The following is a 23,031-nucleotide window of genomic DNA, read 5'->3' as shown; positions in this document are numbered from 1 at the left end:
TCTCGGATTCAAGAGGCGGATCGCACCGGCCAGGCTGCTTACGACCACAACCTGCGGAATCGGTTGCCTATCGAGGCCAGTACGGTCTCTACACCCGACGCCGACGAGACACCTCGATCTGCCCGGTGTACCACGCCAACCCAGCGGCGACGAAGCCACAGATGCAAATCACGGCCGCCATCGGCACGGCGGTCCCGTTGTGGAAAGCCCCGACCGCCGACGATGTCGCGGCCGCTACGCAAAATTGCAGGCTACCCATGAGCGCCGACGCACTCCCCGCTTGCGCGCCCTGTTTGGCCATCGCGCATGCCGACGCATTGGGCGCAATGCACCCGAGGCTGGAAATGCAGATGAAGAGCGGCACCATCAGCCAAACCAGCGAATCCGGCCGGGACAAGGCAATCAACAGCAGCGCCAGGCCGCTGAGGGCGAACACCCAGATCATCCGGCGTAGCCAGAATCCAGGGCCGGCAAACCGCATCAAGCGCGCATTGATTTGGGCGACCAGAATGAACCCAGCCGCGTTGGCGCCGAATAGCCAGCCGTAATACTCGGCTGGCACGCCGTAAAGCTGGATGAACACGAACGGCGAGCCGGCGATATACGCGAACATGCCGGCCAGTGCGACGCCGCCCGACATACCGTAAGCCATGAATTCAGCATCGCCGAGCAGGCGTACGTAACGCCGCGTCAGCCCGTGCAGCGGCTGGCGTTCGGGGCCAGGTGGCAAGGTTTCCGGCAGATACTTCCACACCATGAAGCCGACGACAGCCGCAAACCCGGTCAGGCAGTAGAAGATGGATGTCCAGCCCGCCGCTGCCAGTAATAAACCGCCTGCGACAGGCGCCAGGATGGGCGCAACGCCCATGACGAGCATCAGTTGGGAAAATGCCTTGGCGGCCCCGGACGGATCACAACGGTCACGCACAATCGCGCGGGACACCACCATGCCCGCGCAGCCACCCAGCGCCTGTACGAAGCGCGCAGCAATCAGCCATTCCATGCTCGGTGCCAATGCACACGCCAACGACGCCAGCGTAAATACCGAAACACCGATCAGCAGCGGCAAACGCCTGCCAAAACGATCGGCCAGCGGCCCATGGATAAGTTGCCCAATCGCAAGCCCTGCGAAATACGACGCCAAGGACAGCTGCACATGCTCGACATCCGTCGCGAAGGACGAGGCGATCGCGGGAAATCCAGGCAGGTAGAAATCGATGGCCAGGGGGCCGAACGCGGTAAGCGCCCCCAGGATCAGTAGCAACTGTATTGGCATGACGAGCCCTTAGGGTCGGTACGGCGCAGCGTAGGGAGGCGGACCTGCCAAAGGGAAGCACGACAACGACACAGTGCAGTCGGACTGCACCGGTAACGCGCACGTAAGGCGGCTGTCCGGCCGGGGAAAAAACGTCGATGCTGGTACAGTCACCCTGCTTTGTAAACCGCCAGCATACCGAACAGTGCGTTCAGCAATTTGGACGAACACACTGAGCTCGTTCGTGCAGACGATGCCCGACGCGCACTCGATGACGACTTCTGGCGCGTAAAGGCTGCCTTAGTCGGCGGGCCATGCTTCGTAGCCTTCGCTGCGAATCGCGTCCACCACGGTTTCCGCACTTTGCTCGGTCTCTACGCTGACACGGCCCGTGGCCAGATTCACATCGACCTGGGCAGCGGCATCCTGGGCCTGGATGGCCTTGGTAACCGCGCGCACGCAGTGGCCACATGTCATGCCTTTTACATCGAAATTCATGGTGATCTCCTGACGGGTATCCGAGGGTTTGAACAAGCCCTACGCAAAAAGGGTTCTCCTTTCCACCATGGTAAGGTCAAGCCGGCTGCTCGCGCGCCGATACGCTCGAATCAATGGGCACCGGCCCTGTCCAACTGTCTGTTCGCGCTCAAAGGGAGCTTTCATGCGATCTTTCATCCTGACGCTTCTACTGCTGGCCGCGTTCCCCGCACTGGCGCAGACTCCCGCAGCGTACGGTGTACTGACGATTTCCCGCGAGCGACTGGAAGTCTCGACCCCATGCGATGTCGGTATCTATCTCCAGGATCAGTTGGCCGCGCGTCTGATGCCTGGCGAATCCCAGTCGTTCAACCTGCCACCCGGAACACACCAGATCCGCCTCAACCTCGTCGGCAGCGGCGTTTGCAATCCCGGCATCGCGCAGCTATCGCGTGTAGCTGTTACGGTTCAGGCGGGCGACGTGAAGCGCTATCTCGTCACCCAGGGCAGCGATGGACTGATGCTCGTTCAGACGAATCCGATCTGACCGACGCGAGTTGCCGTCCCCTGAGACCAATACCCTTGACCTTCCCATAGGGTGAAGGTCGACCATCACGGTATCGTCATCGGGGAGGTAGCGTTCGTGGCACAACCCTCAAGCATCGATCTGCCCATTACGGGCATGAGTTGCGCCAGTTGCGTCCGCCGGGTCGAACGCGCCTTGGCTAACCACCCCGGTGTGCGCGCCGCATCGGTGAACCTTGCGACCGAGCACGCCCATCTCGAGACAGACGCCGTGGCGCTCGAAGGGCTTATCGGCACGGTACGTGATGCCGGCTACGACGTTCCGCTCGCTGAAACTGACCTTACGCTGCAAGGCATGACCTGCGCCAACTGTACGGGCCGAATCGAGCGCGCCCTGCTCAAGGTGCCGGGGGTCGAGTCTGCTGCGGTGAACCTGGCGGCAGAAAAGGCGCGCGTTCGGCATCTGGAAGCAACCGATACGTCCACCCTCTTGGCGGCAGTCGAAGCGGCCGGCTATCACGCCTCGGTTGAGGACCCCGGCGAGAGCACGCCACGCGCTGCACCAGCGAGCACTGATCGCCGACATCTGATGGTTGCCGCCTTGCTCACGCTTCCGCTCATCCTGCCCATGTTGGGCGAGCCATTCGGGCTGAATTTCATGCTGCCTGCCTGGCTGCAGTTTCTGCTCGCGACACCCGTGCAATTCTGGCTAGGTGCACGGTTTTATCGCGCAGGCTGGAAGGCTGCTCGGGCGGGTAGCGGCAACATGGACCTACTCGTGGCGATCGGCACGAGCGCTGCCTATGGTCTCAGCCTCTACGGGTGGTGGTCGGCCCAACATGGCGCGCCCCATCTGTATTTCGAGGCGTCTGCCGTCGTGATCACGTTGGTGCGATTGGGTAAGTATTTGGAAGCCCGTGCCAAGCGCCAGACGGGCGCAGCCATCCGCGCGCTACAGGCACTGAGACCTGACCAGGCCAGGCGTCTGCAGGACGGCGCCGAGACACTTGCGCCGCTTGCCGTCATCAGCCAGGGTGATGTTCTGGTCGTCCTTCCGGGAGAGCGCTTTCCTGTCGACGGGTTGATCCTCGATGGCGAAAGCCAGGCGGACGAGGCGCTCATCACAGGCGAAAGCCGACCCCAGCCGAAACGTCCGGGAGACAAGGTCACCGCCGCCGCCATCAACGGAGATGGCCGACTCATCATCCGCACGACGGCGGTGGGCCATGAGACGGTGCTCGCCCGCATTATTCGACTCGTCGAAGACGCCCAGGCGGCCAAGGCGCCGATCCAGAAACTGGTGGATCGCGTCAGCGCGGTGTTCGTACCGGTTGTGCTGGCGATCGCTGCGCTGACGCTCTTCGGTTGGCTGTTGGCGGGTGCGGGTATCGAATCCGCGCTGATCAATGCAGTCTCGGTCCTGGTGATCGCCTGCCCCTGCGCACTTGGCCTGGCAACGCCAGCCGCCATCATGGCGGGCACCGGCGTCGCGGCACGCCATGGCATTCTCATTCGTGACGCCGAAGCGCTGGAGCGCGCCCACGCGATCACGGATGTTGCCTTCGACAAGACCGGCACGCTAACGAGTGGCCATCCGACCGTCGTGAATATTGCGGCGGCCGGAGGCCTGACAGACAGCGAGCTGCTTCGATTGGCCGGGGCGCTACAGCGCGGCAGCGAGCACAGCCTGGCCAAGGCGGTCTTATCGGCTTGCGAAAGAAGCGCCCTGCCCCTGCCGCCGGTTACTCACAGTCAAGTGCTGGCGGGGCTTGGCGTATCGGGGCGTATTGACGGCCAATTGCTTCTGCTGGGTCAGGGGCGCTTGCTTGAACAGCATGGGCTGGAACCAGGCGCACTTCGAACCCAGGCACAGGGCTGGGAATCCGAAGGACGCACGCTGTCCTGGCTGATCCAGCTTGAACCCGCCCCTCAGGTGCTTGGCCTCATTGCCTTCGGGGATGCTTTGAAAGACGGCGCGAGGCCTGCCGTCGAGGCCCTGCAATCCTCGGGCATTCGCGTCCATCTGCTTACAGGGGACAATCGGGGAAGCGCCGAAGCCGTCGCAGGTTTGCTTGGCATCGACAGTGTCGAAGCTGAAGTGATGCCCGCAGACAAGTCGGCGATGGTCGACCGCATCAAGATGACAGGCGGGCGTATTGCGATGGTAGGTGACGGCATCAATGATGCGCCGGCGCTTGCGGCGGCTGACGTCGGCATTGCGATGGGCAGCGGGACGGATGTTGCCATGCAGGCAGCGGGGATCACGTTGATGCGCGGCGACCCCCGCCTCGTCCCTGCCGCACTGGACGTGAGCCGGCGAACCTACGCGAAGATCCGGCAGAACCTGTTCTGGGCGTTCGCCTATAACGCGGTCGGTATTCCGCTCGCAGCACTCGGTCTCCTAAGTCCGATGGTGGCAGGTGCTGCCATGGCATTTTCGAGCGTGAGCGTTCTCACCAACGCCCTGATGCTCAAGCGCTGGCGACCGGCGTACGATGGTGCAACCAGCCAGGTTGAACCGGCCCGCACACCTGGCACAGCAAACCAGCAGCGGCATATATCGACGGACTCAGAAGAAGGCACGCGACCATGAACATCGGCCAGGCGTCCCGCCGCAGCGGGCTATCGGCAAAGATGATCCGCTATTACGAGTCGATCGGCCTGATCGCGCCAGCCAGCCGCAGTGACGCGGGGTATCGCCACTATGGCGAAGCGGATCTGAATCGACTGAGCTTCATCAAGCGTGCGCGAGACATGGGCTTCTCACTCGAAGAAGTCGGCAAGCTGCTGGCGCTCTGGCAGGACCGCCAGCGGGCGAGCGCTGATGTGAAAGCCCTTGCCCAGCAACACATCGACGAACTTGATAGCAGGATCTCGGAACTCACGGCATTACGCGACAGCTTGAGTTCGCTCGTCCAGTGCTGCCACGGCGACGACCGCCCCGAGTGTCCGATCCTCTCACACCTGACGGACCCAGCAGCCAAGAATGCCAACGATGACAAGCGTTGCCATGCAGGCCCTTCGCCTCAGTGAAAACGGTGGAAGCCCTTCGGGATTCCACCCTACCCGCTGCGGGGTACTTCCCTACGTGGCGGTAGGGTGGGTTAGCGAAGCGTAACCCACCGGATGGCCAGCACCGAAACCGCCGTCTTGGGTACAGACGTTCCTCCAAGACACGCGACACCGGTTTCGCGCCGAGACATTGCAGATCGTGCCGTTCGAGGTAAACGGCGGAAGCCCTTCGGGATTCCACCCTACGGATACGGAGTTCGAACATCATCCAAAACAAAAGCGACCGCGATCAAAGCGACCATTTGACCGAGAACATCAGGTTGCGAGGGTCGCCATAGGTACCGAAGCCGGCGCCTGTCGGAATGCCTTGCCAGTACTTTTCATCGAACACGTTATTGAAGTTCACGCGCGCATCCCAGTGCTCGTCGAATCGGTAACCGGCCATCAAACCGAAGACGGCATAGGCATCCTGTTCGGCCCGCCCGGTGCCAACCCGCGTATAGGTGTCGCTCTGGGCGAACACGTCAGCCCCTACTCGCCACTTGCTCAGATCACCGGTCAGACGATAGGTGGTCGCTGCCTTGAACAGGTGCTTGGGTTGGTCCGGCGCGAACTGGCTGCCCTGATAGGTCCGGTCCTTGGTGTATTCACTCAACACGTAGGTATAGGCCGCGGTGAACTGCCAATCCGGCGTCAGGGCACCTGTCACCTCGGCGTCGATGCCCTGACTACGAACCTCGCCGGCAGCGGCGTAGCAGGTCCGGTTTTGCGCCGCGCAACTTGCCGGTTGATCGACCAGTGCGTAAGCGCGGCCTTCCTGCGTCATATCGAACAGGGCGACCGATGCATTCAGGTCACCGCCGAAGTATTCCGCCTTCAGCCCGATTTCATAACTCTTGCCTGTCATCGGCTCAAGCAGGGAGCCGCTAACGTCTTGCGCGCTCTGCGGCTTGAAGATCTCGGTGTAGCTGGCATAGGCCGAGTACGTATCGTTGAGGTCGTAGATCACGCCCGCATACGGGGTGACCTCCCGAACCGAGCTATAGGTATCGCCGGTCACTCGGTTCTCGTAATCGAACCAACTCACCCTGCTGCCGACGATGACATGCAGGGGATCGATCGGGTTGAACCGAGCGGCTGCATAAATCCCTTCTTCGGTCGTCGTATTGCGGCCGGCGTATGGGTTGCGAGTGGCGATAGAGGGTTTCGGCAGGTCGCGATTGAAGTTGTAGACATCAATCACCGGTCCGTTCCACCAACCGCCCACCTGATCGAACTTCTCCTGCCGGCGGCTCGCGCCGACGACCAATTCATGCTCGCGTCCAAAAAGCTGGAACGGTCCGCTTGCGGAGGCATCGATGTTGGTCTGGTCATCGTCGTTTTTGTAAACGCCGGTACCTTGCGCAAAGCCATTGCCGCTATAGGACAGGTAGCTCGAAAACGTATCAGCTTCAGCCCAGATCTTCGATCCCGCCACCTTGGCGGTCCAGCCGTTTTCGAACCGGTGCGTGATGTCGGAAAACAGCGTGTAGTTGTCCTGGTCCCAGTAGGCCCAGTCGTTACTGAGGAAGGTCGATCGAGAAAGGTGCAGATCCTCGCCATTCCGGCCGACCGGTAATCCACCCCAATCGGACGTGTTGTCGTTGCGCTGCTTGGAAGCTCCGATGGTCCAGGTGGTGGCATCGCTCAGGTCAGCTTCAAGGATGCCGTAGAACGTCTGGCGCTGTGTACTTCGCTCGTCGATGAAGCTTTTGTTGTCTTCGTACGCAGCAACAACACGCCCGCGGATGGTGCCCGATTCGTTAAGCTTGTTGGACGCGTCGATTTCAGTGCGGTACCGGTCCCAGCTACCGGCACTGCCCGTAATGCTGGCCTGTGGCGTCGCCGTGGGGCGTTTGCGGACGAGATTCAGCGTAGCCGACGGACTCCCCGCCCCGGTCATGAGCCCTGTCGCGCCACGTACCAGCTCTACCCTGTCATACATGGCCAGGTCGCCACTGGCGATGGTGTCCTGGGTATATTGGCTGACGTTGGTGGGTAAGCCGTCGTACATGATGTTGTCGATCTTGAACCCACGTGCGCGGTAGTCCAGTCGATCGCCACCGTAGCGCCGGTAGGTGACGCCGGGCGCATATTTAACGACGTCGTCCAGGCTATTCATGCCCTGGTCTTCGATACGCTGGCGCGTGATGACGCTCACGGACTGCGGCGTCTCGCGAATCGACAAGGGCAGCTTGGTTGCGGTGCTCATCGAGCCGGTCGTGTAGGAATGGGTCCCCTCGGTCGTGGCCGCACCGGCCAGGCTTTCCCGGGCATTGATGTCCACTGCACCTAACGTCATTGCCCCTTGCGCATCCGCTCCGCCGGCCGCGTAGACGGTTGCGGTGTTTCCAGTCACAGCAGCGGTCAGTCCACTGCCCGCCAGCAGTTGGGACAGTGCCTGGCTTGGCTCCAGGGCCCCGCTCAGTGCCGGAGCCTGGCGACCACTGACGAGACTCTGCTCGTAGCTGATGCGCAGGCCTGAGGCGCGGGATAACTGATCGAGCGATTGCGACAGCGTTTGGGCCGGCAAGTCGAGCTGGATGGGTGCAGCGAGTACAGACGCGGAAAGGCTGAGCACAAGCGCACTGGCCGACGCGGGCAAGAGGGAACGGAGCATCTCGGGTTTCCTACCTTGGAGAGTGAAACGAACCGCCTTTGCCTACGCATCACAAAACCGACACGCATCGATGGCGTTGCAAGGGCTGCCGTAGTGAGCGCCGGAGAGTACTGCGGATTTGCCCACTCGTAAACGTTAATAATTTGCATTCATTCCTTCACTTAGCATTAGATACAGAATCAGGCATTCTGCTGGGCTGTTGATAGATAAGCCTGAGAATCATCTCCGATAGCCGTATCCGCGCCTCCACACAAGGAACGAAGAATGTTCAAGAAAACACTGGCCTGCCTTGGCCTGAGTGCACTCGCCACGCTGGCCAATGCCCACGAGCTATGGGTTGAGGAAGATGCAAACGGAGTCGCACGCGTCTACATTGGTGAGCCTGAAGAAGGCCCCGACGCTGGCGAAGCGGTACAGAACATGGCGGCTGGAGCAAAGGTCTTCACAACGAAGATCGACGACGCGGCCCCGGTAACGGTCAAGCATGATCACCTGGAAGCGAAACCGGCGGGCACGGGCGATATCCGAGTGGTGAATGACGGCGTGTGGAAGCCCTGGAAAAACGAGGACGGCACCTACACCGCACCGCTGATGCATGCGCGTTATGGGCGAACCGACCCGCAGGCTGCAATGGACTTCGAACTGGTGCCAACCACGGCTGGCGCCGATCGATTCACGTTGACGTTCAAGGGCGAGCCGCTGGCGAACCACGATGTCGCCATGTTTGGGCCTGAGCAGGGTGCCAAGCCGATCGAACTGAAAACGGATGGAAAGGGCATCGTCGAGGCCCCTGTCAAGGGCAGAGGGCGTTTCATCATAGCGGCCAACCACAATGCGGCTGCGAATGGCGCGAGTGTCGATGGCCAAAAGGTCGACCGCTACTACTACGGAACGACCACCACGTTTAACGTGGAGTGACGGAGCATGGGGAGAAGCCACCGCCTCTCCCCTTCACCTTACTGAGCTTTGCTCTGAAGGTAATTCTGCAATCCGATACGATCGATAAGACCCAACTGCTGTTCCAGCCAGTAGGCATGGTCCTCTTCGGTATCCTGCAGTTGGATGCGCAGGATATCTCGGGTCACATAGTCACCATGGGACTCTGCGAGTGAAATTCCATGCGCGAGCGCACCCCGGACGTGGTACTCCAGCGCAAGGTCACTCTTCAGCATTTCGGGGACGGTTGCACCGGGATTGATTGCATCCGGCGTCATGTCGGGGACACCTTCCAGGAAAAGAATACGCTGCAGCAGCGCATCGGCGTGCTGGGTCTCTTCTTCCATTTCATGGTTGATGCGCTCGAACAGTTTGGTGAAGCCCCAGTCGTGGTACATCCGCGAATGCAGGAAGTATTGGTCACGGGCAGCCAACTCTCCGCGCAACAATACCTTGAGGTAATCGACGACAGCCGCCTGCCCTTTCATTTCGCTCTCTCCTGCATGAGTACCCTTTCGACCGCGCAAGGATCGGCCTCGTTTCATGGCAGGTCAACCCAGGATTGACGAAAAAGCCATCTTTTTGCGGCAATGAGAATCGACTGAAAGTCGAGGCTGAATCGCAGTCCCGATACGCCTTCGACTCGATGAAGTCGCATCGGGCCAATGTAGGTTCCACGGCCTTGGTTTAGGCAAAGATCGGCGGCAATGGCACGCTCATCCTTTATCGCCCTTCTTCCCCATGCCTGGCCACTGATGAGCGCAGCGTGGCGAGGTCCGAGGGGCTAGCCCTCGTCCTCGTCCTGCTCCTTGAGCGCCGCTTCACGGCGAGCTTGCTCGGCCAGCGCCGCCTTGATCTCACGCATGACCGCGTCCACGTCGGCGGTGTCTTCCGGTTCGGCAAACTGACCGGTCAAAGGCGTTCCTGGCACGAGCTTGCCCTGTTCGAAGAGTGCCCACATTTCCTTGGCGTAGCGCGTGTAGCGCAATTCAGGCGCAAATTGACCGAAATACTCCGCCATGTTGCGAACGTCCCGCTCCAACATCGTGAACGCATGATTATTCGCAGCCGCGTCGACGGCTTGTGGCAGGTCAATGATCACCGGGCCGTACGGACCGAGCAGTACATTGAATTCAGAAAGGTCGCCATGCACCAGCCCGGCACACAGCATCTTGACGATCTCATCGATCATGAAGGCGTGGAATTCACGGGCGTCTTCAGGCGTAAGGTCGACATCATTGAGGCGCGGTGCTGCATCACCCGCGCCGTCGTCGACCATTTCCATCAACAGGACGCCATCGAGGAAATCGTAAGGCTTGGGTACGCGCACCCCTGCATTGGCCAACCGGAAAAGCGCTGCCACCTCGGCGTTCTGCCACGCGTCCTCGCGCTCGCGCTTGCCGTGCTTGGTCCCCTTGGTCATCGCACGGGCATCTCGACTGTTGCGCGTGCGGCGGCCCTCCTGGTAAACCGCGGCTTGGCGAAAGCCACGCTTGTCAGCCTCCTTGTAAACCTTGGCGCAGCGCAGCTCCTGGCCACACCGCACCACGTAGACGGCCGCCTCCTTACCGCTCATTAGCGGCCGTACCACCTCATCGATCAGCCCGTCTTCAATCAACGGCTCGAGCCGCTTTGGTGTTCTCATGCCGCGCCAAGACTCCATTCCTCGTTTTGCGCCATGGTCGCCAGACTTGTCGCCATTTGCAATCGGCTGGCTCAAGATTGGTTGCGCGTTCCCTCGTTCCCGGGAGCTCTTGGGCCAATTTGAAAGCTGGAAATACCGTGGACAGCGGCACAGGCTCGGGCACAATTCGGGCAAGTGAAAGAAGGAGACGATCATGCTGGATACCGTGCGTTGCTGGCACGCCGTTCGTGAGCGTGACGAACGCTTTGATGGCCAATTCGTCTTTGCCGTCCGCTCCACTCAGATCTACTGCCGCCCAAGCTGTCCAGCCCGGCGCCCACGGGAATCGAACGTGGCCTTCTTCCCGTCAGGTAGCGAAGCCAAAGCAGCCGGCTACCGCGCCTGTTTCCGTTGTTCACCCGACGGCCCGAGCCTAGCGGAGCAAATGGATCGACTGGTCGAGGCAGCGTGCAAGCTGCTCGATAGTCCCGAACGCGTGACCCTCGACCAGCTGTCTGCTCGCATCGGCGTCTCCTCATCGCATCTGGCTCGGGCGTTCAAAGCACGCACGGGCCTCACGCCTCGCGCCTGGGCAGCACATCGGCGCGCCTTACGGCTACAGGCTACGCTTCCGGTGTCTCCCAACGTGCTCGAAGCGAGCCTTGAGAGTGGTTACACCAGTACCCGGGAGCTATATGAGAAGCCTACCGGGATGCGCCCATCTGCACGCCTCCGCCGGGGCCAAGGCGAAACGCTGCATTACACCCTCGCCCCATGTGCGCTGGGCTACCTGCTGGTTGCAGTGAGCGAGCGTGGCGTGTGTGCGGTGCTTTTCGATGACACGTCTGAGGCACTGGTCAGCGATCTGCGATCCCGGTTCGCCGCCGCGGCGTTGATACGAGACGACCACCGATTGCAAACCTGGCTAAACGAGGTCCTTGCAGGGCTTGACGAGCCCTCTCGCGCCGCCGCGCTTCCGCTGGATTTGCGTGGCAGCGCGTTTCAACTGCGGGTATGGGACGCGCTGCAATCGATACCCGCTGGCGAAACGCGCACCTACGGCGCTCTTGCAGCCGACTTGGCGAGCCATCCACGCGCCATCGCCCGCGCCTGTGCGAGTAACAGCGTCGGTCTCCTCGTGCCCTGCCATCGGGTGGTAGCCGCCAATGGGCAATCCGGTGGTTATCGATGGGGCTTACTACGCAAGGCGGCCTTGCTGGCGAATGAGCGGCGGACGGCTGCACAGACCGCCGCTGAACCGAGCCCTGCCCCAAGCCTCCAAAACGATAGAGATATCTTTGCCTAGCCCTATTGCGAGGAGCACGTTCATGCAGGATCTGAAACGTTACACCGTCAACTATTGCCTCAACGGCGAGCCGAACTCGATGACCCTCGAGGGTTACGATGCACCTTCACTGGACCAGGTGCGCTTGCAACTGTTGATCAAGCACACCGAGGAGCCCCGCGTCGTTGAAGACGCGCCCTGGGAAGCCAATGTACGCCCTAGTCTGGAAAGCCGAAGCATCGAGGTGGGGCTGAGCGACATCGAGATCCATCAGGCGACCTGAATACAACGTTTTAACCCTGGGTCAGAGCAGCGGCGCTATCGGCTGGCACTTGCCTGGCATCGATGGTTACGCTATCAAAGCTGTCGTAGTGCCAGTACGGGACTTTGCGTTCGCAAAATGTGCGACCTTTTGCGTATCGCCTGACGTGTCCCATCCGCCACCCCAGGGAAATTCGCATGAAGGCGTCGTCCACCGATTCCAGGCCTGCCGGCCATATTCGCCAGAAGAACGAGCGCGCCATTCTCGCTGCGGCCGCCGAGGAATTTGCAAAGCATGGCTTCAAAGGCACCAGCATGAGCACGATTGCGGCTCGCGTGGGGCTGCCCAAGGCCAACCTGCACTACTATTTCAACAACAAGCTCGGCCTGTATGTCGCCGTGATGAACGACATCCTCCAGCTATGGGATGCAACATTCGACTCGCTGACCGTCGAGGACGACCCGGCCCAGGCATTGGCGGCGTACATCCGGGCGAAGATGGCGTTCTCGCGGAAGCAACCGCTCGCGTCGCGTATTTTCGCCATGGAAGTGATCAGCGGTGGTGCGTTTTTAAGTGAGCATTTAGGCAAGGACTATCAGACCTGGTTTCGCGGCCGCGCGGCCGTTTTCCAGGCCTGGATCGATGCGGGCAAGATGGATCCGGTCGACCCTGTGCATCTTATCTTCCTGCTGTGGAGCAGCACGCAGCATTACGCGGACTTTGGAAATCAGGTCGCGCGTCTGCTGGGCCGGAAAAAGCTCAGCCCGGCAGATTACGAAGCGGCGACCCAAAATCTTATCCACATCCTGCTCAAAGGCTGCGGCCTGACACCACCGAGCCCATAGCGCTGGTACCTGTCGCCCAGCCCGAGGGTCGGCAGACTCCGCCGTGATCTGTAGACTCCCAGACGAAGGCCCTCTCCAGGCCATTCCTCTCTAAGCGCGCCCAAGATCGCTTGCTGCGGACACGCTACGCTTTGTCGACTCAACCGGACAGACCATGCCCTTCACACTGGCCGCGCCCTGCGAATACTTCGAAGAAATCAAGAAGAGTCGCTTCCTTGCCAAAGCCGCCCCTGTCAGCAGCGCAGACGAGGCCTTTGCCTTCATCCAGACGGTCAGTGAACCGGCAGCCACGCATAACTGCTGGGCGTGGAAAATTGGACAGCTGTACCGGTTCAGCGACGACGGCGAGCCGGGAGGTACGGCAGGCCGCCCGATGCTGACCGCGATAGAAGGACAGGATTGCGACGGGGTGGTGGTCGTTGTCACGCGGTGGTACGGCGGCATCCAGTTGGGCACCGGAGGCCTCGCACGGGCATATGGCGGCAGTGCGGCCAAGTGTCTGCAGCACGGTGAGCGAGTAGCGCTTATCGAGCGCGTGGCCTATGAATGCCATTGTGGCTTTTCGGAACTCGGTGTCCTCAAATCTCGCTTCGACGACTTCGGCACCGTATTGCAGGAGGAGGTTTTCGATGCCGAAGGCGCATTGCTCAAACTTGCGATTCCGCCTGGGCATGTAGAGGCTCTGGACGAATACCTCGGCAACCTGACGCGCGGGCGAAGCCTGCTGCTCCGTCGCGGGGATTGAGTCAGGGGAACCCCTTCGGCAGGGCTGATCTTTATCCACACCGTCGCTCGACGTTGTCCCCATACGGCGTGCATAGCATTGTGGATAACCTCTGAGTGTATTGTGCGATCCCAGGCCCACTGGGGGTTCGCCATGCTTGATCGTTTACTGCCCAATTTGGCCAGCTCATCCTTCCGAGCCTCGCCGATTGGCGATCTGGAGCATGGCAAACTTTTGAGAGAACAGGCGGATGCCCTGCAGGCCCGCCTGTGGACAACTCTGTGAATAGCCTGTCGATTGACCGCGCAAGCTCCCTTGGTTGACGCTTCAAATGGGCGGTGGCTATCGGTCTGTTGCAGCGGACATCGCACGGCTCGAAGCTCAACGGGCATGGCGGTCGTGACCGCACGAGTCGCTGCCTGATAGAGTATTTTGCTGATTGCCACGCTCCCGCGACAGAGTGTTGCCGGGCTGCGGCCTTTTCTCGCCGTCGAACGGGCGCTGGTTGCCCTATCGAAAGCTACCCGGAGCGCAGCGACGGGATCTCGGCATGATCTTTTTCGAACCCTCGTTACCAATATCCGCGCTAGAGTGTTGGCTTCGCTATCTTCAAAGGCTCGTTCATGCGCTCCTCCCGACTGACGCAGTTATTTCCCTGGCTGGCGCTGGTCGACCGTTTCAGCTGGCGCCACGATCTTAATGCGGGGCTCCTTGGTGCAGTACTGGCCCTTCCGCAGGGGGTCGCTTTCGCCACACTGGCCGGCCTTCCACCTCAGTACGGTGTCTACGGCGCCGTAGTGCCCTGCATCGTGGCGGCTCTGGCCGGATCCAGTCGCCACGTCATAACCGGTCCGACCAACGCGAACTCCCTGGCGCTCATGGCGGCCCTTGCACCGCTGGCGATCGTCGGTAGCCCGCACTACATCGATCTCGCACTGGCTGTGACTATCATGGTCGGCATCTTCCAACTCGCGGTAGGTGGCTTTCGCCTGGGGGCACTCGCCAATTTCGTATCGCCCTCGGTATTGCTCGGCTTCACGACGGGCGCGGCGGTATTGATCGCACTGTTTGCACTCAAGGATCTCTTCGGCCTTTCGCCTCCGCCTGGTACGTCTGCGTTCTCAATACTCGGTCTGATCGCACTACACCCGGGCTCCCTTCACTGGCAGGCGCCTCTGGTTGGAGCCGTTACGCTACTTGCAACAATAGCTTTACGGCGTTGGCGCCCTCGTTGGCCGACCATGCTGCTGGGCCTGGTGGCGGGCTTTGCCTGTGCGCAACTGCTGCTATGGGTTCAAGGTGAAGGCGCGCACCTTGCGGTCGTAGGGCCGATTTCCTCCGCGCTTCCCCCGTTTCACGTACCCGATGTGAGCTGGCAGGATCTCGGCGAACTGTCGAGCATTGCGCTGGCACTGACGCTCGTCGCACTTGGTCAGTCGCTGTCCATTTCCAAAGCCGTTGCCGCACGCTCGGGCCAGACGCTCAACGTCAACCGCGAATTCGTCGGGCAGGGGCTATCGAACGCCGTGGGTGGACTCTTTTCCGCCTATGTTTCCTGTGGTTCGCTGAACCGGTCTATGCCGAACCTTGAAGCCGGTGCACGCACCCCACTCGCAGCCGTTTTTGCAGCGCTGCTCGTCGTCATACTCGTTGCGTTTGGCGGGCGGCTCATCGCCCAGATACCGCTCGCCGCGATTGCCGCTACGTTGCTTCTGGTCGCTTATGGGCTGATCGACATCGAGCGCTGGAGGCAGGTGCTGAGCGTCAGCCGCACCGAAACGCTGGTCGCAGGCGTCACCTTCCTGGCCACGCTCACCATACCCATGGATCGCGCCGTCTTGCTGGGCACGCTGGTATCGCTGGTGGCCTACCTGTACCGCACCTCTCACCCTGCTATCCGTCCGCTCCTACCCTCGCCCACTGCCGATCGCCGCTTCACACCAATCGATGAACTGCCGCTTCCCGTTGGCGAGGAATGCCCTCAGCTGAAGCTGGTGCGGGTGGAAGGCTCGGTGTATTTCGGCGCCGTTCAGCACGTCAGTGACCAACTGCAGCTGTTCCGCAGGCTCAAGCCTGACCAGCGTCACGCGCTGTTCATGGTGAAGAGCATGAACTTCATTGATCTGGCCGGGAATGACCTTTGGCAGCACGAGATGCGGGAACGACGGGCTTCAGGGGGCGATATCTACTTTCACCGGCCGCGAACACCGGTCATGCAGATGCTCGGCGAGACCGGAATGCTTGCGGAGCTAGGCGAGGGCCACGTCTTCGCCTCGAAGGACCAGGCGCTTCGAAGCATCTATGACAGGCTGGACCCGGAGCGCTGCCGCCGCTGTTCCGTTCGGGTCTTCAAAGAATGCGAAGCACGCGCGAATGCCGGCGAAGCCGAGCGCATCGAGCTGGTACCGAAAGGCTAAGCGTCGATACGCATCCTGTGCAAAGCGCCAGGATGCGTATCGACGATGAAGGCGCGCGGCTAGCGGCTAGCGGCTAGCGGTCAGAAGCGAAGGATTTCGCCACGGTTGCGTACCGGCTCAACGACCGGAATCTGGCGACTAGTCGGCGGCTTGGCAATCGATGCTTCCCGCTTGCGTGCCGCCTCGGCCTGCTTGGCCGCCGCTGCAATGCGTGCGTTGTTCGCCTGGACCGCTTTCGAAAGGTCAGCCGCAAATCGCTGCAGCAACACGCTCTGGGCGCGCACCTGATCGGATGTCGTCCCGTCGTGTTTCTCTTCAAGCTTGACCACTTCGCTGTCGCGAAGCTTCCCGTTCTTGTCGAGCAGTCGCCACTGCGCCTCAAGCACGGCGGGCTTCTGCGGCCCGGAATCGAGGCGATTGATATTCACGGCAAGCTGAACATCGGGTTCGAAACCCGCCTGATCGGAGCTCAGCACCAGGCGATTGGTTTTCAGCCGCGAGGCCATCTGGCGCATCAACACCTGATTGATGTCCTCGGGAAGGCTGCTTGCCCAACGTGCATTGGAGTTGATGGAAATGCTGTTATCGGCCTGACGCTGGACCAGTGTGTCGCGCTCTAGATAGTCGGCGACTTCGACCGGACCAAGCACTACGGCAACACCGGCGTCACGCTTGTGCGAACTCAACGTACCGCTATCCAGTTGATAAAGTTGCTGCGGCCCGCTGATATAGGCACAGCCGCTCAATACCAGGAAACCGGCCAATACCGCAGCGACCGGCAGGTGGCTCAATCTCATTTCATCCCTCTTGATCAACCGAAGCCCATGCTCCGATGTTGCTCGATATATTCAATGAGCATCGCGGCGATTCGCTCTGCAATGCCCTGCGTCATGCGTATCGCGCTCGGTAAGGCCTGGCCTCACACGACCAATGTTCTCCAACCACAAACAGGGCAGCGAGAACTCCCGGCCTCGACAGTGTCGTAGGCTCTATCGAACAACAAAAACCACGTCCTTCGCTGGGTCGCGTGCGGACCGGAAAGGCATGGTGAATCCGTTCTGGGAAGGCGATCAGCGCCGCCTCGGCGCGGGCGCAATGGTACTACGCGAAAAGCGCATTGACTGACCAGTCAGCAGATACCACACGCCGTCCGACGCGCGATGTGAAGGCTCTTTGCCATCACACCCTCGCGCCGTCGCTCCCCAATGTGGGAAGAATATCTACAGAATCGGCGGTATACCAGCAGACATCACCACGCTTTGTTACGACGATCGCACCGCAGAAGCGCAACCCGCCGCAAGCGCGGCGGACACTGCATCAACCCGCCTCGACGATAAGGCGCTCCACCCGTTGGAAACCGCGTGGCAGCTTGTTACCACGACGCCCTCTTTCACCTTCGTAATGCTCCAGATCCTCAGCCTTGAGCGACAGATTTCGCTTGCCGGCCTGCAGCACAAGCGTGGAACCCGCGGGCAGCACTGCAAGATCCATCACGTACTCCTCCCGGTTCGCAACGCGCTCGCCTGGAATGCCAACGATCTTGTTGCCCTTGCCTTTGCCCAGTTGTGGCAAGTCCCGCACTGGGAACACCAGCAAGCGCCCTTCTGTCGTCACCGCCGCCAGGAGGTCTTCATTCACATCATTGAGCGGGCGAGGCGCGATGACCTTGGCTCCTTTCGGCAGACTGATCAGCGTTTTGCCGGCCTTGTTCTTGGCCTGCAGGTCCTCGCCCTTCACCACGAAACCGTAGCCGGCGTCCGAAGCGATCACGTAGAGCGAATCGTCCTGTGGCAGCAGTACGCATTCGAAGCTGGCACCTGGAGGCGGTGTCAGGCGCCCGGTCAGTGGCTCACCCTGCCCCCTCGCCGAGGGTAACGAGTGCGCGGCCAGCGAGTAGCTTCGGCCCGTGGAGTCGATGAATACCGCAAACTGATTCGAACGGCCGGGCGCCGCAGCCTTGAAGGTATCGCCCGCCTTGTAGGACAGCGCCTGCGGATCGACGTCGTGACCCTTGGCGCAGCGTGCCCAGCCCTTTTCGGATATCACGACCGTGACGGGTTCGTTCGGCATCAGGTCAGTTTCAGAAAGCGCCTTGGCTTCAGCACGCTCAACGATCGGGGAGCGACGATCATCGCCATACTTCTCGGCGTCTTCCAGCAGTTCTTTGCGCACCAGCTTCTTCAGCTTGGCTTCGCTGCCCAGCAGCGCCACCAGGCGGTCACGCTCCTTTTCCAGATCGCTCTGCTCGGAGCGGATCTTCATTTCCTCCAGGCGCGCCAGCTGGCGGAGGCGCGTATCAAGGATGTAGTCCGCCTGGACGTCGGTGAGCGCGAAGCGCTCCATCAGTACGGCCTTGGGATGATCTTCTGTCCGGATGATGTGAATCACTTCATCCAGGTTCAGGAAGGCGATAAGCAAACCTTCCAACAAGTGCAACCGCTTCTCGACCTTGTCCAAACGGAACTGCAATCGGCGGCGCACGGTGCCAATGCGGTATTGCAGCCACTCGGTGAGCAGTGTGCGCAGGTCTTTCACCTGCGGGCGTCCGTCCAGCCCAATGACGTTCGTGTTGACCCGATAGCTGCTTTCCAGATCGGTCGTTGCGAACAGGTGCTGCATCAGCCCTTCGACATCGATGCGGTTCGAACGCGGGATAATCACCATCCGGCATGGGTTTTCATGATCGGATTCGTCACGCAGGTCCGCCACCATCGGCAGCTTTTTCGCCTGCATCTGGCCCGCGATCTGCTCGAGTACCTTGTTACCCGAAACCTGGTGCGGCAGGGCCGTCACGACGATATCCCCGTCTTCCACGCGGTAGACCGCGCGCATGCGGACCGAGCCACGACCGGTCTCGTAGATCTTCAACAGGTCGGCGCGGGGCGTGATGATCTCGGCTTCCGTCGGGAAATCCGGGCCAAGGATATGCTCACAGAGCTGCTCGACGGTGGCCTTCGGTTCGTCCAGCAGGCGGACGCAGGCAGTCGCCACTTCCCGCAGGTTGTGTGGCGGCACGTCCGTCGCCATGCCTACGGCGATACCGGTCGTGCCGTTGAGCAGCAGATTGGGCAACCGCGCTGGCAGGGTTGCCGGCTCATTCATCGTCCCGTCGAAGTTCGGTACCCAGTCGACGGTCCCCTGCCCTAGCTCGTCCAGCAGCGTTTCGGCATAGCGGGATAACCGCGCCTCGGTATAGCGCATGGCCGCGAAGGACTTGGGATCATCGGGCGCGCCCCAGTTGCCCTGCCCGTCTACCAGCGGATAGCGATAGCTGAACGGCTGCGCCATGAGCACCATGGCTTCGTAGCACGCCGAGTCGCCATGGGGATGGTATTTACCCAACACGTCACCGACCGTACGCGCGGATTTCTTGTGCTTGGCATCCGCATCCAGACCCAGCTCGCTCATTGCGTAGATGATGCGCCGTTGAACCGGCTTCAGCCCGTCGCCTATGTGCGGCAACGCGCGGTCCATGATCACGTACATGGAGTAGTTCAGGTAGGCCTGCTCGGTGAAGTCGGCGAGTGACCGACGTTCCACACCATCCAGGCTCAGGTCGAGGCTTTCGCTCATTTGCGTCCTCAGTTGTCTCGATAATGGCGCAACAGCAAGCGGCCGTCGCGCTGGGTGAATTCAAGTTGTCGCAAGGCGCTCATGCCAAGCAGGACCTGGTCGCCGTCGAAGCCCGACGTCGCCAGGGCACGTACGTTATGCAGGACGATGTCGCCGATGCGGAGCTCGTCCAGTTGGGTCCGATAACCCTCGCTCAAGCCGTTCGCCGTGCGAACCGTCACACGAGCGCCAGGCTTGAGCCCCAGTTTCTCGGCCAATGCGCCCGGTATGGCGACATCGGTTGCACCGGTGTCCAGAAGGAAGCGCACGGGCGTTCGGTTGATTTCCCCGGATGCGACGTAATGGCCGCGACCGTCGCCCAATAGCTCTACTTCGACATACTCATTGGTGTGGCGAGATACCGGCTCCCGGTTGGGATTGAATCGCGCGTCTTCCCATATCCCGAAAAAATGCGCGGCCAGCCACAGCCCCGCAGCCCACGCGAGCACGAGCATCACACGCCCCACGCGCTGACCAGCGGACTGACTGCTCACTCTTTACCACTCCATCCGCCGGGCGGCGGCGCGAAGTGCCAGATGATTGGACGGCTTTCGCCATCCTGACGGGCAAATTCGTTGTTATCCACACCAACCCAGGCGCCTTCGGCATCGACCCAGAGCGCCTCGGGGCCGGCAGGCTTGGTATAGCGCCGATGCGGCTGAAGTGCCGCTTCGGCAAAGGACCAGCAACGCTCGGCGACACCTGTCGCGGGGTCGCGGCGGCACAGTCGATAGGTGAGCCGCTCAAGCGCGTAGAGCTTGCCTTCGAAATAGGACAGCCCGGTGAAATCACGAGCCATGCGCGCTTCCTTCCAGCTTCCGGGTGGCGACATTTCCCGCCCGCCTTCCGCCATCAGAACGCACTGCCCGGCACATTGCCAGCGCCCCTGTTTGTCACGATGTACAAAGACGAGGCCACGTTTGTGCGCCTCTGCGGCGAGCCAGATGCGCTCGCCGCTATCGTCCACCGTCAGGCCTTCGTAGATGCTGTTGAACTGCTGCAATAGTCCCCTGGCGCGGGCCTGCTCCGTGAGGTCTGCCGGCAGGTCCAGCCAATGGGGCTTGCCTTGAGCTGGCACCATCAACACGTGCCCGGTTGCCTCGCTGATCAGGTACCGGTTGCCCGCCGCATCACAACTCATGCCCTCCCAGTCGAGGAAGCCGCCGCGAACGAAGCCGGCGGCCTTGGCCATGGCCTGTAATTTGAACGGCAGACCGCTCGGAGGCGGCTCCGGAACATCGATTGTCACCGTTTCGGCAATCCATACCCCCGCTCCATCATCAAGGCGATAGAGCCGGTCGTCATCCCGATCAGAAAGGGTCCAGAATGTCGAACCACAGCGTGCAAGCCCGGACAGATTGCCGCGCGGCATGCCGTCCACGACATGCTCGGCCAGCAATGAGAGCTCTGGATACGTAGGCGCGGTATCCGCCACCGCGCCGCACGACGCCAGAAGAACTGCGGCGGCCAGCCAGCGTCGGGGTCGCAACCCCACGGTCAAACCATGACCTCAGCCAGATTGCCCTTTGACTCGAGCCACGCCTTGCGATCACTGGATCGCTTCTTGGCGAGCAGCATGTCCATCATTTCGTGGGTGCCTTCCACGTCCTCAAGCGTCAAACGCACCAGGCGACGCGTGTTCGGGTCCATGGTGGTTTCGCGCAGTTGGAGCGGGTTCATTTCACCGAGGCCTTTGAAGCGGGTGACCTGCGGCTTGCCTTTCTTCTTCTCGGCCGCGAGCCGATCGAGAATGCCGTCGCGCTCGGCTTCATCCAGCGCATAGTGCTTTTCCTTGCCCAGGTCGATGCGGTACAGCGGCGGCATGGCCACATACACGTGCCCGGCATCCACCAGCGGGCGGAAGTGCTGCACGAACAAGGCGCACAATAGCGTGGCGATGTGCAGGCCGTCCGAGTCGGCATCGGCGAGAATGCAGATCTTGCCGTAGCGCAGCTGGCTCAGGTCGGCCGCGCCGGGGTCCACGCCGATCGCAACAGCGATATCGTGCACTTCCTGGCTGGCGAGCACCTCACTGCCGTCGACTTCCCAGGTGTTCAGGATCTTGCCTCGCAGCGGCATGATGGCCTGAAACTCCTTGTCGCGCGCCTGCTTCGCCGATCCACCCGCCGAATCCCCTTCGACGAGGAACAGCTCGGCGCGCATCGGATCCTGTCCGGCACAATCCGCCAGCTTGCCAGGCAATGCAGGGCCTTGCGTGATCTTCTTGCGCTCGACCTTCTTGCCCGCCTTCAGCCGGCGCCCCGCGTTACTGATTGCCAGTTCCGCCAGTTGCATGCCCTGCTCAGGATTGGCGTTGAGCCAGAGGCTGAACGCGTCCTTGACGACGCCAGAGACGAAAGCAGCGGCCTCGCGTGACGACAGGCGCTCCTTGGTCTGGCCGGAGAATTGCGCATCCTGCATCTTCATGGAGAGCACGAACGCAATCCGCTCCCAGACATCTTCCGGCGCCAGCTTCACCCCACGTGGCAACAGGTTGCGGAACTCACAGAACTCGCGCATCGCGTCGAGCAACCCCTGGCGCAGCCCGTTCACGTGCGTACCGCCCTGAGCCGTCGGGATCAGGTTCACATAGCTTTCCTGGACGCTATCCCCGCCTTCCGGCAGCCAGAGCAGTGCCCAGTCGACCGCTTCCTTGTCGCTGGCCAGGCTGCCGGTAAACGGCTCAGCCGGCAGGCGTTCGAACTCACTGACAGCATCAGCCAGATAGGAACGCAGCCCGTCCTCGAAATGCCATTCGAGCTTCTCGCCGCTGTTCTTGTCCTCGAAGCTGACCGACAACCCCGGGCATAGGACAGCCTTGGCCTTCAGCACGTGCTTAAGGCGGCTCACCGAAAACTTGGGCGAATCGAAGTACTTATCGTCTGGCCAAAATCGCACGCCGGTCCCGGTGTTGCGTTTGCCAACCGTACCCGTGACTTCCAGGTCGCTTGCCTTGAAGCCGTCGGCAAACGCCATCTGGTATTCGCTGCCGTCGCGCTTCACACGCACTTCAACGCGCGTCGACAGGGCGTTCACCACCGAGATACCGACGCCATGGAGGCCGCCGGAAAACTGGTAGTTCTTGTTGGAAAATTTGCCGCCGGCGTGGAGCTTGGTGAAGATCAGCTCGACGCCCGGAATGCCTTCGTCCGGGTGGATATCCACAGGCATGCCGCGGCCGTCATCGATGACTTCCAGCGAGTTGTCCGTGTGCAGGACAACGGTTATGGACTTGGCATGGCCGGCCAGGGCTTCGTCGACACTGTTGTCGATGACCTCTTGCGCCAGGTGGTTCGGCCGGCTGGTGTCGGTGTACATGCCCGGGCGCTTGCGCACGGGGTCGAGGCCCGAGAGCACCTCGATGGCATCAGCGTTATAAGTAGCCATTGTCTGGATTC

At 61.2% G+C, this 23,031-nt stretch carries 19 protein-coding genes; 9 read left to right on the top strand and 10 right to left on the bottom strand.

What is annotated here, in order from left to right; translation table 11 throughout:
* Positions 1-88: 88 nt before the first annotated feature.
* Together ACY8D3_RS01255 and ACY8D3_RS01250 are read right to left on the bottom strand one after the other, a co-directional pair.
* Positions 89-1,276 (bottom strand): multidrug effflux MFS transporter, encoded by a 1,188-nt coding sequence (locus ACY8D3_RS01255; protein WP_462381174.1) that lies wholly within the window; start codon positions 1,274-1,276, stop codon positions 89-91.
* A 279-nt stretch (positions 1,277-1,555) separates the two neighbouring features.
* Entirely contained in the window at positions 1,556-1,753 is a 198-nt protein-coding gene (locus tag ACY8D3_RS01250; protein ID WP_462381173.1) for a heavy-metal-associated domain-containing protein, read from the bottom strand.
* A 163-nt stretch (positions 1,754-1,916) separates the two neighbouring features.
* Between ACY8D3_RS01250 and ACY8D3_RS01245 the strand changes: the two genes are divergently transcribed.
* From ACY8D3_RS01245 to cueR, 3 genes are all read left to right on the top strand, one after another.
* Complete coding sequence (locus tag ACY8D3_RS01245; protein WP_462381172.1) at positions 1,917-2,279, top strand: hypothetical protein; 363 nt, start codon at positions 1,917-1,919, stop codon at positions 2,277-2,279.
* Positions 2,280-2,375: 96 nt separating this feature from the next.
* Complete coding sequence (locus ACY8D3_RS01240; RefSeq protein WP_462381171.1) at positions 2,376-4,850, top strand: heavy metal translocating P-type ATPase; 2,475 nt, start codon at positions 2,376-2,378, stop codon at positions 4,848-4,850.
* On the top strand, positions 4,847-5,290 hold the full coding sequence (gene cueR / locus ACY8D3_RS01235) for a Cu(I)-responsive transcriptional regulator (RefSeq protein ID WP_462381170.1): 444 nt from the start codon (positions 4,847-4,849) through the stop codon (positions 5,288-5,290). Before ACY8D3_RS01240 ends, cueR begins: the two co-directional genes overlap by 4 nt.
* A gap of 268 nt (positions 5,291-5,558) precedes the next feature.
* Here the strand turns inward: cueR and ACY8D3_RS01230 are convergent, their stop codons facing one another.
* On the bottom strand, positions 5,559-7,928 hold the full coding sequence (locus ACY8D3_RS01230) for a TonB-dependent siderophore receptor (protein ID WP_462381169.1): 2,370 nt from the start codon (positions 7,926-7,928) through the stop codon (positions 5,559-5,561).
* 264 nt (positions 7,929-8,192) lie between these two features.
* Here ACY8D3_RS01230 and ACY8D3_RS01225 point away from each other — a divergent pair, with 264 nt between their 5' ends.
* Entirely contained in the window at positions 8,193-8,846 is a 654-nt protein-coding gene (locus tag ACY8D3_RS01225; RefSeq protein ID WP_462381168.1) for a nickel uptake transporter family protein, read from the top strand.
* A 38-nt stretch (positions 8,847-8,884) separates the two neighbouring features.
* Here the strand turns inward: ACY8D3_RS01225 and bfr are convergent, their stop codons facing one another.
* Positions 8,885-9,352, bottom strand: a complete 468-nt coding sequence (gene bfr / locus ACY8D3_RS01220) for a bacterioferritin (protein WP_462381167.1) — start codon at positions 9,350-9,352, stop codon at positions 8,885-8,887.
* 296 nt (positions 9,353-9,648) lie between these two features.
* Positions 9,649-10,509 carry a PA4780 family RIO1-like protein kinase gene (locus ACY8D3_RS01215; protein WP_462381166.1) on the bottom strand — a complete coding sequence of 287 codons (861 nt, stop codon included), beginning with the start codon at positions 10,507-10,509 and terminating at the stop codon, positions 9,649-9,651.
* Between the two features lie 193 nt (positions 10,510-10,702).
* Here ACY8D3_RS01215 and ACY8D3_RS01210 point away from each other — a divergent pair, with 193 nt between their 5' ends.
* The 5 genes from ACY8D3_RS01210 (at position 10,703) to ACY8D3_RS01190 (ending at position 16,021) form a co-directional block, all read left to right on the top strand.
* Entirely contained in the window at positions 10,703-11,794 is a 1,092-nt protein-coding gene (locus ACY8D3_RS01210; RefSeq protein WP_462381165.1) for a bifunctional transcriptional activator/DNA repair enzyme AdaA, read from the top strand.
* Positions 11,795-11,816: 22 nt separating this feature from the next.
* On the top strand, positions 11,817-12,056 hold the full coding sequence (locus tag ACY8D3_RS01205; RefSeq protein WP_462381164.1) for a hypothetical protein: 240 nt from the start codon (positions 11,817-11,819) through the stop codon (positions 12,054-12,056).
* Between the two features lie 176 nt (positions 12,057-12,232).
* Positions 12,233-12,880: a TetR family transcriptional regulator C-terminal domain-containing protein gene (locus ACY8D3_RS01200; protein ID WP_462381163.1), complete on the top strand. Its 648-nt coding sequence runs from the start codon at positions 12,233-12,235 to the stop codon at positions 12,878-12,880.
* A 154-nt stretch (positions 12,881-13,034) separates the two neighbouring features.
* Positions 13,035-13,625, top strand: coding sequence for an IMPACT family protein (locus ACY8D3_RS01195; protein ID WP_462381162.1), 591 nt, complete (start codon positions 13,035-13,037; stop codon positions 13,623-13,625).
* 602 nt (positions 13,626-14,227) lie between these two features.
* Positions 14,228-16,021 carry a SulP family inorganic anion transporter gene (locus ACY8D3_RS01190; RefSeq protein ID WP_462381161.1) on the top strand — a complete coding sequence of 598 codons (1,794 nt, stop codon included), beginning with the start codon at positions 14,228-14,230 and terminating at the stop codon, positions 16,019-16,021.
* Positions 16,022-16,101: 80 nt separating this feature from the next.
* Here ACY8D3_RS01190 and ACY8D3_RS01185 read toward each other — a convergent pair whose 3' ends face one another.
* The 5 genes from ACY8D3_RS01185 to parE form a co-directional block, all read right to left on the bottom strand.
* Positions 16,102-16,818: a PqiC family protein gene (locus ACY8D3_RS01185; protein WP_462381160.1), complete on the bottom strand. Its 717-nt coding sequence runs from the start codon at positions 16,816-16,818 to the stop codon at positions 16,102-16,104.
* Between the two features lie 520 nt (positions 16,819-17,338).
* On the bottom strand, positions 17,339-19,594 hold the full coding sequence (gene parC, locus ACY8D3_RS01180; RefSeq protein WP_462381159.1) for a DNA topoisomerase IV subunit A: 2,256 nt from the start codon (positions 19,592-19,594) through the stop codon (positions 17,339-17,341).
* An 8-nt stretch (positions 19,595-19,602) separates the two neighbouring features.
* Positions 19,603-20,127, bottom strand: a complete 525-nt coding sequence (locus tag ACY8D3_RS01175; protein WP_462381157.1) for a retropepsin-like aspartic protease family protein — start codon at positions 20,125-20,127, stop codon at positions 19,603-19,605.
* On the bottom strand, positions 20,124-21,128 hold the full coding sequence (locus tag ACY8D3_RS01170; RefSeq protein WP_462381156.1) for an esterase-like activity of phytase family protein: 1,005 nt from the start codon (positions 21,126-21,128) through the stop codon (positions 20,124-20,126). The genes ACY8D3_RS01175 and ACY8D3_RS01170 overlap by 4 nt, the downstream gene beginning before the upstream one ends.
* Positions 21,129-21,130: 2 nt before the next feature.
* Entirely contained in the window at positions 21,131-23,020 is a 1,890-nt protein-coding gene (parE, locus tag ACY8D3_RS01165) for a DNA topoisomerase IV subunit B (RefSeq protein ID WP_462381155.1), read from the bottom strand.
* Positions 23,021-23,031 lie beyond the last annotated feature (11 nt).

Source organism: Pseudomonas sp. Marseille-QA0892 (assembly GCF_054950135.1).
This window is presented reverse-complemented; position numbering and strand designations above follow the sequence as displayed.